A 16783-nucleotide genomic window follows, 5' to 3' on the forward strand; every position below is an offset into this window, starting at 1 on the left:
TGAAGCCGGTCAGAGCTTGCCGGCGACGAAGTCGGCGGCCTGATCGGCCATGCCCGCGTCGATGTAGGCGCTGGCGAGGTGCTGCGGCCAGTTTTCCTTCCAGGTGTTCGGGTCGGCCGGGTTGCAAATGGGATCGGCGCCGTGGCACAACTCGATGGTCCGGTCGTTGTAGGTCGGGTTGAAGTTGGTGATCGGCCCCACCCACTGGCTTCCGTTGCCGAACAGAGCGACGGCGGCGACGTGCTGATCGACGCCCGGCGGCAGCGGGCTGTCGAAACCGAACGCACCGATGGGCGCCGCCAGCACGACATCGGTGACCGCAGCGCCCAGCGAGTAGCCGCCCAGCACCAGCCGGGTGTCGGGGCAGTTGTTGACCATGTCCTGGACGTGGTGGCTCATGTCGTTGGCGCCCTGGGCGACCTCGGTGTCGGCCGGATACTGCACGGCGTAGACGCCGACGGTCCTGTTCACCTTGCTGCGCACATCGCTGATGAACGCATTGCCCAGCACACCCGGACCGGGGGACTCGTTACGGCCGCGGGCGAACACGATCTGCACGGGTGGGCAGTTCGCGGCCGCGGCCGGCGCCGCCGCCCCCGGCGTCCCGGGCGGCAGCACCGCGGCGGGCAACATCAGGGCGGCCGCGGTCATGACCGCGGCAACACCAACACCAGCAAATCTGCAGACAAGCAACGCGCGCACGCAGATGATGGTAGAGCGAACCGGCTGCGCCCGCTGGGCAGCCGGTATAGGGATCGCGGATGATCGCTCAGCGCGAACAACGACCACGGTGTCGGCGGCGTCGATCGAGACGATAGGTTCAGCTGATGAGTCACGTCGACGCGAATGCGCCCGACCGCTTGTTCGCGCTGGCCGAACAGGTGCAGGGCTTCATGCCGGTCGACGAGGGCCGCGCGCTGTACGACGCCGCGCTGCGGTATCTCGGCGCCGGCATCGGCGTCGAGATCGGCACCTACTGCGGCAAGTCCACCCTTTTGTTGGGTGCGGCGGCGCAACAGACCGGTGGCGTGATCTACACGGTCGACCATCATCACGGTTCCGAGGAGCACCAGGCCGGGTGGGAGTACCACGACGCATCGATGGTGGATGAGGTCACGGGCCTGTTCGACACACTGCCGACGTTTCGTCGTGCGCTCGATACCGCCCAGTTGGCCGACCACATCGTCGCGATCGTCGGCAAGTCACCGCTGGTGGCGCGGGCCTGGCGCGCGCCGCTGCAGTTCCTGTTCATCGACGGCGGACACAGCGAGGCCGCCGCGAACCAGGACTTCGACGGCTGGGCCAAATGGGTCGACATTGGTGGGGCGCTGGTCATCCACGACGTGTTCCCCGACCCGAAGGACGGCGGGCGGCCGCCCTATTACATCTACTGTCGCGCACTCGATTCCGGACAGTTCCGGGAGGTATCGGCCACCGGATCGCTGCGGCTGCTCGAACGTGTCAGTGGCCAGCCGGGGGAGCAGCTCTAGCGAGGCGCCGGGTCACCGGCCCGGACCGGTGACCACGCATTCGCAATCGAAGTCGGTCTGCAGGCCCACCGGCAGCTCATCGCCGCGGAAGATTCCCGCCCCGGCGGTGGTGTTCGACAGGGCGTCTGCCGCCAGGATCATCGCCGCACCGGTCCAGGTGGTGCGCTCCTCGGGCCACCGCTTGCCGTCCGCGAAAACCAGTCCCGTCCAATAAGATCCGTCGCCTTCCCGCAGATGCTGCATCGCGGCGAACTGCCGGTGAGCATCCGCGTGCTGCCCGATGGCGTTTAGCGCCATCACCAGCTCGCAGGTTTCGGCCCCGGTCACCCAGGGACGGTCGCCGACACACCGGATTCCCAGGCCGTCCACCACGAAGGCGTCCCAACGCTGCTTGATGCGCGCGTCCGCCGCCGGACCGCGCAGGGCGCTGCCGAGGATCGGGTAGTACCAGTCCATCGAGTAGCGGTCCTTTTCGGTGAACGCCTCGGGGTGCGCGGAGATGGCGTGACCCAACCGGCCCAGCGCCAATTCCCACTCCGGCTGCGGGTCATCGACCAAGGCGGCCAGGGCCAGGGCGCAGCGGATGCTATGAAAGATGCTCGAGCATCCGGTCAGCAGGGCTTCCGGCAACACACCGGCTTCGCTTCGCGCCCAACCGATCTCGCCGTAGCCGAATTGCATGTCGATGACGAAGTCGATCGCTTTGTGCACCACCGGCCACATCTCGGCGGCGAACGTCTCGTCGCCGGTGACCAGCACGTGGTGCCACACGCCGGCGCCGATGTAGGCACAGAAGTTGCTGTCGCTGTTGGCGTCCTCGATGACACCGGCGCGGAACTGGATGGGCCACGAGCCATCGGGGCGCTGGGTGCGGCGGCTCCAGTCGAAGGCGGCGCGCGCCGGCTCCAGCAGCCCGGCGGTGGTGAGCGCCATCGCGCACTCGATGTGATCCCACGGATCGGTATGGCCGCCCTCGAACCAGGGGATTGCCCCTGATGGTTCCTGTGCGGCGACGATGGAAAGAGCGGTCTGTCGGCATTGTTCGGGAGTCAGGACTCCCGGGACGGCGGGCAAGTTAGACCGATGCAACTGAATATCCTTCAGTGGCTTGGCTTTTCGCCTCCTGCGGCTTGACGAAGTACATCGCTACGCTCTTGCCCACCAGCGGATTGAGCAGCGACTCCGCCAGCTGGGTGATCTTCGGCCGCTGCATCAGGTCCCACACCAGCAGCTTGTGGTAGGTGGTCACCGCGGGATGATCGGTGTTCTCCACGCCCACAGCGCATTTGAGCCACCAGAAGGGGGAGTGCAGTGCGTGGGCGTGATGGGTGTGGGTCAGTTCCAGTCCGCCGCCCAGGATCTTGGTGCGCAATTCGCTGGCCCGGTAGATGCGTACGTGGCCACCCTCGTTGGCGTGGTACTCGTCGGACAGCCACCAGCACACCTGCTCGGGCAGCCATCGCGGCACGCTGACCGCCAGCGTGCCACCGACTTTGAGCACCCTGATCAGCTCGGCGATCGCCGCGTCGTCGTGGGGGATGTGCTCCAGGATCTCCGACGCGATGACGCAGTCGAACGTCTGGTCGGCGTAGGGCAGCTTGAGTGCGTCACCGACGATCACCTTTGCCGACGCGCCGGCGGGCGCCTCGCCGGCTTCGGCCATCGCGCGCAGAACGGTGTCCACCGAACGCAATTCGGCTTCGTCGCGGTCGAAGGCGACGACGTCTGCGCCACGCCGAAACGCTTCGAACGCGTGCCGGCCGGCTCCGCATCCCACGTCGATCACCTTGGTCGACGGCCCGACGCCGAGCCGGTCGAAATCGACGGTCAGCATGGCGCTCCGCTCTGCGCGTTGCGTGCGATCGCCCGCTCGTAGACCCGAACGGTTTGAGCAGCCACCGCTTCCCAGCTGAAGACGGTGACGGCGCGGCTGCGGCCCGCCGTGCCGAGGCTGCGCCGCTTTTCCGGGGAGTCCAGGAGTGCACCGAGCGCGCGAGTCAGCGCGTCCACGTCGGCCGGCGGTACCAGCTCGGCGCAAGCGCCGTCCGTCCCAAGGACTTCCGGCAGCGCGCCGACCCGGCTCGCGACGATCGGGGTGCCGCTGGCCATGGCCTCCACCGCTGGCAGCGAAAACCCTTCGTAGAGCGAGGGGATGCAGGCTACCTCCGCGGATGCGAACAGGGCGGCCAACTCGGCGTCGGACAGCCCGCTGGTGATGTGCACGATGTCGGAGATCCCGAGTTCGGCGATGAGCTTGTGGGTCGGGCCGTTGGGCTCCACCTTGGCGACCAACCGCAACTCGAGATCACGAACGGTGCGCAGCCGGGCGACCGCCTGCAGCAGGGTGCGCACCCCCTTGAGCGGGGTGTCGGCGCTGGCGATCGCGATGATGCGGCCTGGCTCGCGGGGGCCGGAACCCGGTTTGAACAGCTCGGTGTTTACCCCCAGCGGCACGACGTGAAGTTGCTCCGGCGCCACGCCGAAGTCCGCGATGATGTCCGAGGCCGACGACGACGAGACGGTCAACAGGTCGGGGATGTGCCGGGCGACCTCTTGCTGCATGTCCAAGAACCCATACCAGCGGCGCACCAACGGCTTTCGCCACCATCGCGCGGCGGCCAGGTCCAGCACGCGATCGCGGGTGATCGGGTGGTGCACGGTGGCCACCACGGGAAGTCCCGCCTCGGCGATGCTGAGCAGTCCGGTGCCCAGGCTCTGGTTGTCGTGGACGACGTCGAAATCGGCTGTCCGCTGGGCAAGTAACCGCGCGGCCCGCATCGTGAACGTTCGCGGTTCGGGGAAGCCCGCCGTCCATGTGGTGAGCAATTCCAAGAGGTCGATCGAGTCGCGGATCTCGCTCGGCCGCGGCACCCGGAACGGGTCGGGTTCGCGATACAGATCAAGGCTGGGCACCTCGGTGAGCCGGACCCGCGGATCGAGCAGGTCGGGATACGGCTGTCCGGAAAACACCTCGACGTCGTGACCGAGTTCCACCAGGCCGTGGCTGAGATGGCGCACGTAGACGCCCTGTCCGCCGCAATGGGTCTTACTACGGTAGGACAGCAGGGCAATTCGCATACTCAACTCTTCTTTGCTGGAAAATGACCGCGGAATGGCGCCGAATCCATCGCGGTCAACGGGCTCCCGAACCCCGTGACAGCAAACTGGACATGTGTCCAGACTATAGTTCGATCACCTAATCGAGCGCAACGAGCCGGAGATCCGCCGTCCCGCGCGCCGGCGGGCCCCTGGATGTCCGACACGCAAAGATCATGCCACTGGTCGGTATCCGTCATCTTTCCGACCGGTCGGTTCCGGCCGCGCGGCCCGCGGAGTCGACCCGTGCTGACCGGCGAAGATCGGCCGAGAGAAGGCGCGTGCTTTTGTTACCATCGCGCGGTGCGGGATTCGGCCGAACCGGGTGTACGCGGCGATCGGCGGTCGCCTTCGAGGCGCGACCTTTTCAAATATGCCGGCGCCTATGTCATGGCGCCGGCGCTGCTGAGCCTGGGCGCGGGCGCCGAGGCCCCGAAGGCGTCGGCGGCCGGCATGCGGCTGATCGATTTCGCCGAGCGGCGGATCGCGCCCGACGAGATCAAGTCGGCCGGCTACGACGGCGTGGTGAATTACGTGTCGCAGTCGCGGCCGGGCGCCAACTTCGAGGCGAAACCGCTGACCCGGGAGTACGCCGACGCGCTGCGCGCGGCGGGGCTGCATATCGTCAGCAACTTCCAGTACGGCAAGCCCGGCTGGCCCGACCCGTCGGATTTCACCCGAGGCTTTGACGGCGGCGTCGCCGACGCCCACACGGCCATGCAGCTGCACTCCGCGGCGGGCGGCCCCAACTCGGCGCCGATCTTCTTCAGCGTCGACGACGCCATCGACGCCAATGCTTGGAATACCGCTGCGGTCCAATGGTTTCGAGGGATCAACTCGGTGTTGGGCGTCGGCCGTACCGGCATCTATGGAGACGCCCAGGTGTGTGGATGGGCGATCAGGGACGGCGTCGTAGGTCCGTCCACCAGCGCCGGACACCAATGGGTGTGGCAGACGAGGTCCTGGTCGAACGGCGATCGTGAACCCGCCGCGGTCCTCTACCAAACGGTCGTCAACAGTCCGGGGAATCCGGGGCCGCTACTGGGCGGCATCAATGTCGATGTCGACGACGTCCTCGCCGCCGACTTCGGGCAGTGGGATCTCGATCGCTGAGCTTGCCGTCCCTCTCCGCTACACGAGACATCAACCAGGGCGACCGATTGCGGACGTGTCGTGTGCGCGGTTTACGTGTCGCGAGATCGGCGCATCGTCGAGGCAAAGAGCGGAGCCGTGAAAGAACGGCACCCCGCGAGCGCATGACTCGCGGGGTGCCGCTTTCGATCAAGACCCGTTCTTACTTGAGGTCGAATCGGTCGTTGTTCATGACCTTGACCCACGCCGCGACGAAGTCCTCCACGAACTTGCCGTGGGCGTCGTCCTGGGCGTAGACCTCGGCCAGTGCGCGCAGCACCGAGTTCGAGCCGAAGACAAGGTCATTGGGGGTCGCGGTCCACTTGAGCGCGCCGGAGGCCCGGTCGTGCCCTTCGTAGACGTTCTCCGCGGTCTCCGACGCCTTCCACTCGGTGTTCATGTCGAGCAGGTTGACGAAGAAGTCGTTCGTCAATGCGCCCGGCCGGTCGGTGAACACGCCGTGCTTGCTGCCGCCGTGGTTGGCGCCCAGCGCACGCAGTCCGCCGACGAGCACCGTGAGCTCCGGGCCCGTCACACCGAGTAGATACGCGCGGTCCAGCAGAAGCTGCTCGAGCGGGGCCTTCTCGCCCGGCCGCGCGTAATTGCGGAACCCGTCGGCCCGCGGTTCGAGCACGGCGGCGGACTCCACGTCGGTGGTCTCCTGCGAGGCGTCGGTGCGCCCCGGAGCGAAGTGCACCGAGATCTCGTAACCGGCGTCCTTGGCCGCCTTTTCCACCGCGGCGGACCCGGCCAGCACGATCAGGTCCGCGATCGAGATCTTCTTGCCGCCGGAGGCCGAGGCGTTGAAGTCCTGCTGGATCTGCTCCAGCACAGGCAACACCTTGTCCAGTTCGGAGGGCTCGTTGACCTCCCAGCTCCGCTGCGGCTCGAGGCGAAGCCGCCCGCCGTTGGGTCCACCGCGCTTGTCGGTGTTGCGGTAGCTGATCGCGGCCGACCAGGCAGTCTTGACCAGCTGGGGGACGGAAAGACCGGATGCGAGCACCTTGCTCTTCAGGTCCGCGACGTCCTTGTCGTCGACGAGCTCGTGATCGACAGCCGGAACCGGGTCCTGCCACAGCTGCGGCTCGGGGATCCACGGTCCCAGGAAGCGGGTGACCGGTCCCATGTCGCGGTGCAGCAGCTTGTACCACGCCTTGGCGAAGGCATCGGCAAGCTCCTCGGGGTGGTCGAGCCAGCGCCGGGTGATGTCGCGGTAGATCGGGCTTTCCCGCAACGAGATGTCGGTGACCAGCATCGTCGGGGCGCGCCCCGGCCCACCGAACGGATCGGGAATGGTTCCCGCGCCGGCGCCGTCCTTGGCGGTGAACTGCCAGGCCCCGGCGGGGCTCTTGGTCAGCTCCCACTCGTAGCCGTACAGCGTTTCCAGGAAGGAGTTGTCCCACTTGGTCGGCGTCGGCGTCCAGACGACCTCCAGGCCGCTGGTGATGGCGTCCTTGCCGACGCCGCTCCCGTAGGAGCTCTTCCAGCCGAGGCCCTGCTGTTCGATCGGGGCGGCCTCCGGCTCGGGGCCGACCAGGTCGGCGTCACCGGCGCCGTGGGTCTTGCCGAAGCTGTGGCCGCCGACGATCAGCGCGGCGGTCTCCTCGTCGTTCATCGCCATCCGGCCGAAGGTCTCGCGGATGTCGATCGCTGCGGCAATCGGGTCCGGCTTGCCTTCGGGGCCTTCGGGATTCACGTAGATCAGGCCCATGGTGGTGGCGCCGTAGGGCTGCGCGAGATTGCGTTCGCCTGAGTAGCGCTTGTCGGTGCCCAACCATTCCTCTTCTTCACCGAACAGGATTTCCTCGGGCTCCCAGACGTCTTCGCGGCCGAAGGCGAAGCCGAACGTCTTGAATCCCATCGACTCCAGGGCCGTGTTTCCGGCGAAGAGCAACAGGTCCGCCCAAGAGATCTTGTTGCCGTATTTCTTCTTCAGCGGCCACAGCAGCCGGCGCGCCTTGTCCAGGCTGGCGTTGTCGGGCCAGCTGTTGAGCGGGGCGAAGCGCTGCATGCCCTGGCCGCCACCACCGCGGCCGTCATAGATGCGGTAGGTGCCGGCGGCGTGCCAGCTCATCCGGATGAACAGGCCGCCGTAGTGGCCGTAGTCGGCGGGCCACCAGTCCTGCGAGGTCGTCAGTAGCGTGACCATGTCGGCCTTGAGCGCGTCGACGTCGAGCTTGGCGAACTCCTCGGCGTAGTCGAAGTCCTCACCGAGCGGATTGGACTGGGCGACATGCGGGTGCAGCCTGGACACGTCGACCTGGTTGGGCCACCAGTCCTGGTTGGTCAGTGGAGCATTCGACTTCGGCTGCGGTGAAGGGATTGCTGGGTTTTCGCTTTCGCTTGTGCTCGCCGTCCCGGTACCGGGTTGGGGTGGACGGCTAGCGGATGTATCAGATGACACAGCATTCCTTTCGAGGGTGGGTGAATCGGGCTGCGATCACGGCTGTGATCTAGGAACCTGTCGTCGAGCAATCGGCACACAGGCCCCAGTAGATGACTTCGGCCTCGTCGAGGACGAAGCCATCAAGAACGTTGCCGTCGTCCGAGGGGGTGAGGCAGGGCGCGTCGCCGACGGCGCAGTCGATGTCGGCGATGATCCCGCAGGACCGGCAGACGACGTGGTGATGGTTGTCGCCGACGCGAGATTCATAGCGGGCGACCATGCCCAACGGCTGGATGCGCCGCACCAGACCGACGGTGGTCAGCGCGTTGAGCACGTCGTAGACGGCTTGGCGCGAGACATCGGGCAGGCCGACGCGAACCGCCGAGAAGATCGTCTCGGTGTCGGCGTGCGGATTGGCGTCGACGACTTCCAGCACGGCGACCCTGGGCCGGGTCACCCGTAGATCGGCCATCCGCAACCTGCTGGCGTAATCGGCCGTCGATGACACGCCACCAATATGACGCACTTAATTGGAACGAGTCAAGACTTTATTGTGAAGTGGGGCACAACTGCGGGTGACGAATGAGTTGGATCACGGTTAGGTCGGCTTCAGTGCGCTGCCTTTGCGCCAGTCGTCCCAGCTGAGCGTCCAGTCGCCGTTCTGCGCCAGCGTCAGCGGGGGCCCGCCGCTGTTGCGGACCTCGACCACGTCGCCGGGCACCGAGAAGTCGAAGAACCATTTCGCGTTGTCGGCATTGAGGTTCAGGCAGCCGTGCGACGTGTCGCGGTGCCCCTGCGCCCAGACCGTCGCGTCGAGCTCGTGCAGATAGATGCCGTCCGAGCTGATCTTGGTCGCCCAGTTGATGGTCTCGCGGTAGCCGAGCCTCGAATTCTTGGGCAGGCCGAAGGTCGAGGAGTCCATGATGACGGGATTGCCCTTGTCCAGGACGGTATAGACGCCGGACGGGGTCCACAGCGAGATGGTTTTGCCGCCGACGTCTTCGGTGCCGCCCATCCCCATGCTTGTGGGCATCGTGCGCTGCAAGATTCCGTTGCTGAAGACGCTGACCTGATGGGTGGCGTCGTCGGCGATCGAGACGTGCGCATCCCCGACACGGAAGGACACCTTGGTGTCGTCCTGCCCGAACAGGCCGTCGCCCAAGGCGATTCCGTAGATCTTCGCCTCGGCGGTGACGTTCGTGCCCGGCGCGTAGTAGCGTTCGGGCCGCCAGTGCGCGTTCTGATCGTCGACCCAATACCAGGAGCCCTCGACTTTCGGGTCGGTGGTCACCGACAGCTGCCGCTCGGCCGTGGCACGGTCGGCGATCTTCTCGTCGAAGTGCGCCACGATCACCGTTCCGACTCCATAGGTGCCGCCGTCGCGCAACGAAGCTTCCGACGTGGTGGTGAACGACACCTTGGTCTGATTGGACGGCTTGAGCGTGGAGAACGACGAAACCTGCTTGGCCGCAACACCACTGACACCGTTGCTGGTGACCGTCAGCGTGTAGGTGCGCCCGTAGCCCAGCGGGACCGTGGGCTTCCACACGGTGTTGTCCGGGGTCATGACACCCTCGATCGGTTTGCCGCTCTCGTTGACCATGTCGACGCTTGTCAGGGTCCCGTTCTCGGCTTTGACCATGACCGGGGCGACGGGGTCGACATCATGGGCGTTGGGACCCGGAGTGATCGTTATTTGGGCCGGCTCAGCGGTTTTGGTGGGTGCACTGGGTTGACTGCAGACGCGGCCTGAGCAGTGCGAGGTCGATGCCACGTAGATCGCACCCACCACGGCGACGATGGCGCACACCGCGAGCAAGAGCTGACGAGGGCGGCTCATCCGGAGGATCGGGCCGACGAACTGATCGCTGAACTTGGACGTCATAGAAGCTGCCGAAACCCTGCCTTCTGTGTGCTCGCAGGCCGCGAACTTCTGCCCGGCGATGTCGATGTTGTAGATGAAGTATCCCGCGACGTGCGGTTTTTAAACCGTCGCGCGGTTGGGCTTGGTCACTCCGAAGCACCGCCGGCGGTCAGCGAGAGATCATGGCTGCATGGCCGATGAGGAACTCGACAGCCTCTACGAGGTGCCACCGAAGGAGTTCACCGCGGAGCGCGCCAGATTGGCCGCCGCGGCCAAGCAGCGCGGCGATACCGCGGCCGCGAAACGGATTTCCGCCACCAACAAACCGACGACGGCGGCGTGGATCGTCAACCGGTTGGCCCTCCGGCACGCCGACACCCGACAGCGGCTGGCGGACCTCGGGGAGCGGTTGCGCACCGCGCACGCGGCGATGGACGGCGCGCGCATCCGGGAACTGTCGGGCGAGCAACACGAACTCATCGACGAACTCACCCGCAAGGCGCTGCGGGCGGCCGACCTGACGCAACCGTCGGCGAGCGTGCGCGAGGACCTGACCAGCACGCTGCAGGCCGCGATCGCCGACCCGCAGATCCGCGCGCGGCTGGGCAGGTTGACCCGGCCCGAGCAGTGGTCGGGTTTCGGCGCCTTCGGCGACGGCGACGCGGTGCCGGAATCGGTGGACACTCCCAGCGCCCCGGCGCGGGAGCGGCCCTCGAAGCGGTCGGCGGAGGACATGGCACAGAGCCGACGGCGCGAGAAACTGAGCGCGGCCGTTGCCGGCGCCGAAAGCGCCGAAGCCGAGGCGGACGACCTGGTGGCCGAGCGACAGGGCCAGCGGGATGCCGCCCGACAGCGCCGTGACGATGCGGCCCGGGCGCTGCGGGCGGCCGAGCGGGAGCTCAGCGCCGCCGAAAAGGGCTACGAGGAGGCAACCAAGGCCGCCCGCACCGCCGCGGACGCCGTGCAGGAGGCAAAAGCCCGGCTGAAGCGAGCGTGAACTGGTCGCGGCGTTTCCCCGGGCCGGGCCGGGGTATCAGCTCAGCCGTGACTTCTTTGTGGATGACCGAACGCACCGAACAGCCTTGGGCGCCAAGCGGGCTTGATCAAGGCTCCGCGTCCGCCGATGTCATCGTCGTGGGCGCCGGCATCACCGGCCTGATGACGGCGCTGCTGCTGGCCCGTGCGGGCAAGGATGTGCTGGTACTGGAAGCGCGCACGGTGGGGGCGTGCGCGACCGGGAACACCACCGCCAAAATCAGCCTGCTGCAGGGCAGTCAGCTTTCCAAGGTGCTGCCCCGCCACGGCCGGGACGTCGCGCGCGCCTACGTCGACGGCAACCGCGAAGGCCAGGAGTGGGTGCTGGGCCACTGCGAGGCGCAGGGCGTGGCCGTGCAGCGCGAGGATGCCTACACCTACGCCCAGTCCGTGCGCGGCGTCCCGTCGGCGCGCGCCGAACTCGCGGCGTGTCAGGCGGTCGGTTTGCCGGTGGTGTGGGACGACGACGCCGAGGTGCCGTTCGCTTATCACGGCGGGGTGCGGCTGGCCGATCAGGCGCAGTTCGACCCGATGTCCTTCCTCGACTCGCTGGCCGTCGAGCTGCTGAGTCGCGGCGGACGGCTGGTCGAGCACACCCGGGTGCGGCGGGTGTCCTGGCGCGGCAAGGAGGTGCGCGTGCATGTCAACGACGCCGCGCAGCGCGACGTCGAACTGCATGCGCGACAACTGGTACTCGCCACGGGGATCCCGATCCTGGATCGCGGCGGGTATTTCGCGCGGGTGAAGCCGAGCCGGTCCTACTGCTTGGCCTTCAAGGTGCCGGGCAACATCACCCGGCCGATGATGATCTCCACCGACTCGCCGACGCGGTCGGTGCGCTATGCGCCGGTCGCGGACGGCGAACGGCTGATCGTGGGCGGGGCCGGCCACACCGTGGGCCGCGAGAAGAGCCCGTCCGAGGCGCTGGACGAGCTGTCGGCGTGGACGCGCAAGCACTATCCGGGCGCCGAGCAGACCCACTTCTGGTCGGCGCAGGACTACACGCCCATCGACCATCTGCCGTACGTGGGCCCCATCCTGCCGAACACTGAAAGCATTTTTGTCGCAACGGGTTTCAACAAGTGGGGGATGACCAACGGCCCCGCCGCGGCGTTGGCGCTGTCCAGCCGGATCCTGGGCGGCCGGATGGACTGGGCCCGCGCGTTCGCCAGCTGGAGTCCGCACGAGCTGACGGGGCTGGCGACGGCCCTGCAAGCCAACCTCGAGGTCGGTTTCAACCTGACGAAGGGCTGGATCACCCCGGCGATTCGGACTCACCGCCGCAGCCCCGTCGACGGCGAAGGCGGCGTGGTGAGCGGCCCACCGTGGCACCTGGAGGCCCGCTGCCGCGTCGACGGGACCGAGCACCGTGTCTCGCCGGTGTGCCCGCACCTGGGTGGGATCGTGAACTGGAACGACGCCGACAACGCGTGGGAGTGTCCGCTGCACGGCTCGCGGTTCGCACCCGACGGCACCTTGCTCGAAGGCCCGGCGACCCGCGATCTGACCGGGTAGTCGCCGCGGTCAGCCGGTCTTCTGAAACACCAGCCAGCGCAACTCGATTGGGGAGTCGTCGCGCTGGACGTCGAACACGTCGAGGCCGCCGGCCCATCCCTCGAACCAGCCGGTGGGCGGCCAGGCATCCGGCGGTAACTGGGCCTTCTCGTATTCGTACGCCGAGTCGTCGGCGATCGGCTCGAGAGGCAGGCCGGCGGCCGCGGCGGTCACCTCGTCGCGGGTGAAGATCATGCTGTTGCACTGCTGACTGAGTTGCACCGCAACGTCGTCGGGCACGTAGCCGTCGCGGGCCAGGAACGTGTTGAACACCAAGCGCCCACCTCGGGCCAGGCACTCGGTGGCCAGTTCGAACATGCCGCGCAACTCGTGCGGCGTGCGGAAGTCGGACACCACCTCCGAGACCACCATCAGCTGGTAGCGATCGCGCACGCCCTCCATCGCCGTGAACACGTCGCTTTGAATGACGTTCACGCCCAACGATTCGCCGGCGGCTTCGGCGACGATCACCTCGGCGAACTTCGCTGTCATCTCGACCGCGTCGACCGGGTGTCCGCGCCGGGCCAGGGCCAGCGCGTTGCGTCCGGTTCCGGCGCCGACGTCCAGCACCCGATAGCCCGAAGGGTCGGCCGCCTCCGCCGCCAGCGCGAGCACGCGCGCATCCGGTTCGGTGCCGAACAGCGGCGGCGGGCGGACCGCCATCCACTGGTCGTAATCGGCCTCGACCGTGCGCCATTCGGCTTGGACCCGAAAATTCACGCCCGTCCCGAACGGGGCCTGATACGAGATCAGGACCTCGGAACGGGGGGAGGCCTTGAAGGCCTTCGCCAACTCGGCTTGCAGCGCGGTCCGCAACTGCGCGGATTGTTCGGGGGGGCACCAGACGCCTAGGGTGGCGCAGACGTTGTTGCACAACTGGACGTATTCATCGATCAGGCCCGGCACCGCCGGCACCCGGATGTGGCCCTCGGCCGACAATCGCCGATACAGCCGCCTGATCATCGCCTCGCGCAGCATCGACGGGTCGAATGACCTATTCGGCGGATCCTGCACCAGAACCTTTTACACGACCGGCGGCCTTTGCACCACCGCTGGCGCGGCGTCGGCCCGGTTACGCGCGCTGGGCCGCGCCTTCGAGAAGGTCGGCCGCCGCGGCGACGCTCTGGTCGGGCGTGGTCATGTGGGTGGCCATCTCCTTGGCTCGGCTGAGGTAGTGCGCCGAACGCACCGAGCGCAGGTCGGCGACCAACGAGTCCAGGGTGGAGGCCGAGAACGCCCGCCCCACGCCGACTTCCAGCCTGCTGACGGCGTCCGCCCAGATCGGCTGATCGAGCCAGAGCCAGAGAATCAACATGGGCACCCCCGCCCGCATGCCGGCGGCGGTGGTGCCGGCGCCGCCGTGGTGCACGATCGCACGGCACACCGGAAAGACGGCGGCGTGATTCACCGCCTCCACGATCTTCACGTGGTCGGCGGGCGGGATGTGGGTGAAATCGTTTGGGCCACTGCAAATCAACGCCCGCTCGCCGATCTGCGCGCACGCCGCGCTGATCACGGCGACCGTTTCGGCGGGTGAGGTGACCGGCGTGCTGCCGAACCCGAAATAGATCGGCGGCGGCCCGTCGGCTATCCAGGACAACGCCTCGTCATCAGCATCGGCGGGCAGCCCGAGAGTCAGCGAACCGACGAAGGGCCGTCGATATCCGGGCCCGGCCCATTGCTTTGCCAATTCGGGCGCCCACAGCTCGTCGTAGGTCTGAATCTCGAGCGCCGGTTGCGTCGACGGGTTGCCGGGCAGACCGAGCGCTCGACGCTGGGCCGCTTCGGCCGCGCCGGTGACTTCTGACTGCAGCCGGCCCAGCTCCAAGGTCTCGGCGGGAAAGAAGTGCAGCGCGGCCAGCGGTATGCCGAAATGCTCCCCGACATTGGCGGCGAGCCGCTGCTCGTTCATCCCGGCCACCAGCAGGTCGGCACCCGCCGCCACCGACGTCAACGTCCGGGTCTTGCCGGTCCACACCGTGGTGACGCGCTCGATGAGTTGCGGCAACGCGCTCACCGGATTTCCGACGTTGCGGACGAAATTGGTCGCCATGTTGACCTGCTCGCGGCTGTCGGGCCCGTACGCGACGGCGGCAAGCCCCGCCGACTCGGCCATGCCGAGCTTGTCGGGCGGCACCCCGATCACGACCTCGTGGCCTCGGCGGTGCAGCTCCCGTGCGACGGCCACGCAGGGCTCGACGTCACCACGGCTGCCATAGGCGGCCAGCGCAATTTTCATCAACGAACCTCACTCGCGGGGACGCCACAAATCCAAGCAGAACCGGAGCCGCAAGACCCGCTGGGGCGCGCCCCGGCGCCACTGAACAGGCCTTTTGCCGAGTGCTGGCCTACGAATGGTGGCCGCCGAACGCTGGGCGGGACCCGCGCGGCCACGTTGAGAGCCGGCTGAGAGTGATTTGCGCAATACGCGCCTAACCCTTGCGGGTTTCGGCCGTCATGTGCAGGTAACCTATCGTTAACCCTCGACAACAATTTCGCTGTATTCGTTGACGTGGGGGCACCTGCAACGTGTGAGGCCGGCCCGCTAGCACTGGGGTCGGTCTCATTCGGTCGTTCTCGTTCGCGGCACTGGCAGCACGGGAGGGGATGCGATTTGTTTGCTGCTGGGTTGGCTATCCCCATACGGCACGCATCGGTGCGGTCGACGCCCGCGCGGCTGACGTAACCGATCGGAGGAGAACGACATGGACTTCGCAGTACTACCGCCGGAGGTTAACTCCGCGCGCATGTACGCAGGTCCGGGGTCGGGACCGATGCTGGCCGCCGCGATGGCCTGGGACGAATTGGCCGCCGCGCTGCAAACCACCGCGACCTCCTATCAGGCCGAGATCACGGCCCTGACCTCCGGTCCATGGGTCGGCCCGTCGTCGGCCGCCATGGTCGCGGCGATCACGCCCTATCTGGAGTGGATGCGGACCGCGGGCGCCCAGGCCGAAGAAACCGCCAACCAGGCCAGGACCGCGGCATTCGCCTACGAGACGGCGTTCGCCGAGACCGTGCCGCCCCCGGTGGTCACGGCCAACCGCACCCAACTCGCGGCGCTCGTCGCGACCAACATCCTCGGCCAGAACACGCCGGCGATCGCCGCGACCGAGGCGGAGTACGGCGAGATGTGGGCGCGAGACACCGCGGCCATGTTCGGCTACGCGGGTACGGCGGCATCGGCAACCCGGCTGACACCGTTCGCCCAACCCGACCCGACCAGCAATTCCGGCGCCGGCCAGTCCGATGCGGTGGCCCAGGCCACCGGCACCGCCGCCGGAAGCGCCCGCAACACCGTGCAGCAATCGTTCTCCGCGGTGCCCAACCTGCTGAGCAACGCTGCGGTGAACCCGAATGCCGCCGCCGACCCTCCGTCATTGCTGAACGGGTTGGACTTGACGAGCGACCTCATCGCGATTTTCCTCGATGCGCCGGCCAGCGTCACCGGCCTCGGCATCGACGCACCCGGCACGTTAATCACCATGCCGTTCGACATCGTCGGCGCGCTGACCGGTTTCCACACCGACGACATCGTCAGCGGCTGGGCCGGGGTGCAGTCCTGGCCCGGCACGGGCGCGGTCCCGCCCTCGCCGTTTCCGGTCATCACGAACCCGGCGGGTGGATTCGGGACGCTGGCATCGGCCGGGCTGGGTCAGGCCAACACGGTCGGCGGCTTGTCGGTGCCGCCGGGCTGGACGGCGGCCGCCCCGGCGATTCGCCCGGCCGCCTTGGTGCTGCCGGCGACCGGCGCCGGTGCCGGCACCCAAGCCGCCGCCGCGGCCGCGGTCGCTCCCGGCGGAACCGGAAGTTTGTTCGGCGAGATGGCTACGGCGAGCATGGCCGGGCGCGCGATGGCCGGCACCGGTGGGGCGCTGGGTCGCGAACGGGCCAGGGGCGGCGAGATCGAGAAGGCGACGCGCGAGGCACCGAAGGAGCCGAAGACCGAGCCGACGACACCACCGCAGGTTGCCGCGGGCGGCCCGATCACAAGCATCGCAGCCGAGCTGCGCGAACTGGCTTCGCTGCGCGACGCGGGAATTTTGACTCAGCACGAATTCGAAGAGCAGAAAAAGCGCCTGCTTCCCGGCTGATCCGGGACCCGGCGCTGCGCATTCGTCGACCCATCCGGGCGAACGCAAAGGTTCACGCGGTATTCGGCCATAGCGGCGCGGTGCGGGTGCTACCGTTTGCTGGCCATCCGACCGTCGACGGGACCTTCCTCGC

At 67.6% G+C, this 16783-nt stretch carries 14 protein-coding genes; 5 read left to right on the forward strand and 9 right to left on the reverse strand.

The annotated features are described in order from the left end of the window. Window positions 1-9: 9 nt before the first annotated feature. Window positions 10-651: a cutinase family protein gene (locus ACYQ8K_RS15130; RefSeq protein WP_459970212.1), complete on the reverse strand. Its 642-nt coding sequence runs from the start codon at window positions 649-651 to the stop codon at window positions 10-12. Window positions 652-827: 176 nt separating this feature from the next. Here ACYQ8K_RS15130 and ACYQ8K_RS15135 point away from each other — a divergent pair, with 176 nt between their 5' ends. Continuing rightward, window positions 828-1490, forward strand: a complete 663-nt coding sequence (locus ACYQ8K_RS15135; protein WP_459970214.1) for a class I SAM-dependent methyltransferase — start codon at window positions 828-830, stop codon at window positions 1488-1490. A 12-nt stretch (window positions 1491-1502) separates the two neighbouring features. Here the strand turns inward: ACYQ8K_RS15135 and ACYQ8K_RS15140 are convergent, their stop codons facing one another. The 3 genes from ACYQ8K_RS15140 to ACYQ8K_RS15150 are packed head-to-tail and all read right to left on the reverse strand — an operon-like array spanning window position 1503 to window position 4568. Next, window positions 1503-2579, reverse strand: coding sequence for a prenyltransferase (locus tag ACYQ8K_RS15140; protein ID WP_459970215.1), 1077 nt, complete (start codon window positions 2577-2579; stop codon window positions 1503-1505). Continuing rightward, window positions 2566-3324 carry a class I SAM-dependent methyltransferase gene (locus ACYQ8K_RS15145; RefSeq protein ID WP_459970217.1) on the reverse strand — a complete coding sequence of 253 codons (759 nt, stop codon included), beginning with the start codon at window positions 3322-3324 and terminating at the stop codon, window positions 2566-2568. The genes ACYQ8K_RS15140 and ACYQ8K_RS15145 overlap by 14 nt, the downstream gene beginning before the upstream one ends. Further along, complete coding sequence (locus tag ACYQ8K_RS15150) at window positions 3318-4568, reverse strand: glycosyltransferase family 4 protein (RefSeq protein ID WP_459970218.1); 1251 nt, start codon at window positions 4566-4568, stop codon at window positions 3318-3320. Before ACYQ8K_RS15150 ends, ACYQ8K_RS15145 begins: the two co-directional genes overlap by 7 nt. 321 nt (window positions 4569-4889) lie before the next feature. Here ACYQ8K_RS15150 and ACYQ8K_RS15155 point away from each other — a divergent pair, with 321 nt between their 5' ends. Next, window positions 4890-5699: a DUF1906 domain-containing protein gene (locus ACYQ8K_RS15155; RefSeq protein WP_459970220.1), complete on the forward strand. Its 810-nt coding sequence runs from the start codon at window positions 4890-4892 to the stop codon at window positions 5697-5699. A 181-nt stretch (window positions 5700-5880) separates the two neighbouring features. Here ACYQ8K_RS15155 and katG read toward each other — a convergent pair whose 3' ends face one another. The 3 genes from katG to ACYQ8K_RS15170 all read right to left on the reverse strand — a co-directional run bounded on the left by katG (window position 5881) and on the right by ACYQ8K_RS15170 (window position 9988). Then, window positions 5881-8121 carry a catalase/peroxidase HPI gene (katG, locus tag ACYQ8K_RS15160; RefSeq protein WP_459970221.1) on the reverse strand — a complete coding sequence of 747 codons (2241 nt, stop codon included), beginning with the start codon at window positions 8119-8121 and terminating at the stop codon, window positions 5881-5883. A gap of 49 nt (window positions 8122-8170) precedes the next feature. Then, window positions 8171-8611: a Fur family transcriptional regulator gene (locus tag ACYQ8K_RS15165; protein ID WP_459970223.1), complete on the reverse strand. Its 441-nt coding sequence runs from the start codon at window positions 8609-8611 to the stop codon at window positions 8171-8173. 90 nt (window positions 8612-8701) lie between these two features. Next, a complete protein-coding gene (locus tag ACYQ8K_RS15170) occupies window positions 8702-9988 on the reverse strand; it encodes a L,D-transpeptidase (protein WP_459970225.1) in 1287 nt (428 codons plus the stop codon). A 169-nt stretch (window positions 9989-10157) separates the two neighbouring features. Here ACYQ8K_RS15170 and ACYQ8K_RS15175 point away from each other — a divergent pair, with 169 nt between their 5' ends. Together ACYQ8K_RS15175 and ACYQ8K_RS15180 are read left to right on the forward strand one after the other, a co-directional pair. Beyond that, the gene (locus tag ACYQ8K_RS15175) at window positions 10158-10964 is read left to right on the forward strand and encodes a hypothetical protein (RefSeq protein ID WP_459970227.1); all 807 of its coding nucleotides are present in this window, start codon (window positions 10158-10160) and stop codon (window positions 10962-10964) included. Between the two features lie 62 nt (window positions 10965-11026). Further along, on the forward strand, window positions 11027-12517 hold the full coding sequence (locus ACYQ8K_RS15180; RefSeq protein WP_459970257.1) for an FAD-dependent oxidoreductase: 1491 nt from the start codon (window positions 11027-11029) through the stop codon (window positions 12515-12517). 9 nt (window positions 12518-12526) lie between these two features. Here the strand turns inward: ACYQ8K_RS15180 and ACYQ8K_RS15185 are convergent, their stop codons facing one another. Further along, window positions 12527-13570 carry a class I SAM-dependent methyltransferase gene (locus ACYQ8K_RS15185; protein ID WP_459970228.1) on the reverse strand — a complete coding sequence of 348 codons (1044 nt, stop codon included), beginning with the start codon at window positions 13568-13570 and terminating at the stop codon, window positions 12527-12529. Window positions 13571-13628: 58 nt separating this feature from the next. Then, window positions 13629-14795 (reverse strand): glycosyltransferase, encoded by a 1167-nt coding sequence (locus ACYQ8K_RS15190; RefSeq protein ID WP_459970230.1) that lies wholly within the window; start codon window positions 14793-14795, stop codon window positions 13629-13631. A 466-nt stretch (window positions 14796-15261) separates the two neighbouring features. On the opposite strand from ACYQ8K_RS15190, the gene ACYQ8K_RS15195 reads away from it, so the two are divergent. Continuing rightward, a complete protein-coding gene (locus tag ACYQ8K_RS15195; RefSeq protein ID WP_459970232.1) occupies window positions 15262-16650 on the forward strand; it encodes a PPE family protein, SVP subgroup in 1389 nt (462 codons plus the stop codon). Window positions 16651-16783: the final 133 nt, after the last annotated feature.

It is taken from the genome of Mycobacterium sp. MUNTM1 (genome assembly GCF_054660795.1).

Bases quoted from the DNA above. Each gene is read 5' to 3' on its own strand.
- ACYQ8K_RS15130 (WP_459970212.1), bottom strand. From the start codon at position 651: ATGACCGCGGCCGCCCTGATGTTGCCCGCCGCGGTGCTGCCGCCCGGG.
- ACYQ8K_RS15135 (WP_459970214.1), top strand. From the start codon at position 828: ATGAGTCACGTCGACGCGAATGCGCCCGACCGCTTGTTCGCGCTGGCC.
- ACYQ8K_RS15145 (WP_459970217.1), bottom strand. From the start codon at position 3,324: ATGCTGACCGTCGATTTCGACCGGCTCGGCGTCGGGCCGTCGACCAAG.
- ACYQ8K_RS15150 (WP_459970218.1), bottom strand. From the start codon at position 4,568: ATGCGAATTGCCCTGCTGTCCTACCGTAGTAAGACCCATTGCGGCGGA.
- ACYQ8K_RS15170 (WP_459970225.1), bottom strand. From the start codon at position 9,988: ATGACGTCCAAGTTCAGCGATCAGTTCGTCGGCCCGATCCTCCGGATG.
- ACYQ8K_RS15175 (WP_459970227.1), top strand. From the start codon at position 10,158: ATGGCCGATGAGGAACTCGACAGCCTCTACGAGGTGCCACCGAAGGAG.
- ACYQ8K_RS15180 (WP_459970257.1), top strand. From the start codon at position 11,027: ATGACCGAACGCACCGAACAGCCTTGGGCGCCAAGCGGGCTTGATCAA.
- ACYQ8K_RS15190 (WP_459970230.1), bottom strand. From the start codon at position 14,795: ATGAAAATTGCGCTGGCCGCCTATGGCAGCCGTGGTGACGTCGAGCCC.
- ACYQ8K_RS15195 (WP_459970232.1), top strand. From the start codon at position 15,262: ATGGACTTCGCAGTACTACCGCCGGAGGTTAACTCCGCGCGCATGTAC.